The sequence below is a fragment of the Mesorhizobium sp. M2E.F.Ca.ET.219.01.1.1 genome (genome assembly GCF_004016445.2).
Classification (GTDB): Bacteria; Pseudomonadota; Alphaproteobacteria; order Rhizobiales; family Rhizobiaceae; genus Mesorhizobium.
In genome coordinates this window covers 1-314 of the sequence record NZ_SADT02000186.1, presented here as the reverse complement: position 1 = coordinate 314, position 314 = coordinate 1, and the positions used below count along the sequence as shown (strand labels likewise).

Here is a 314-nt window from a genome sequence, read left to right as displayed (position 1 = left end):
CAAGTATTGGTGCATGGCCGTTGGAGCACAGCGCCACGAGCCGGGAAAGCACTTTTGGCCAGTCCTGTGATACCGGGCTGCAATAGCGATCGGGGGAGTTCGGTCCCCTTACCACCGTGCTCTCGTCGACGTCGGTGATGGGCATCTTGACGGCCAAAATTTGCAACCCAATATTTTTGCCGGGCGGACCGCTGTCGGTCCCACTCATTCAAAACTCAATTGTTCGTTCGACGTGGAGGATCCTATGAACGATCGGATGTTCGACAGCCCTGTTTTCGTGAAAAGCGGGAACAGCCTGATCCAGGAGATCGCGT

1 protein-coding gene is annotated in these 314 nt (G+C 55.7%); it reads right to left on the bottom strand.

Annotation, left to right across the window (positions count from 1 at the left end):
- On the bottom strand, window positions 1–208 hold a 208-nt coding region (locus EN862_RS36690), incomplete at its 3' end, for a hypothetical protein (RefSeq protein ID WP_210235710.1).
- Between the last annotated feature and the right edge of the window lie 106 nt (window positions 209–314).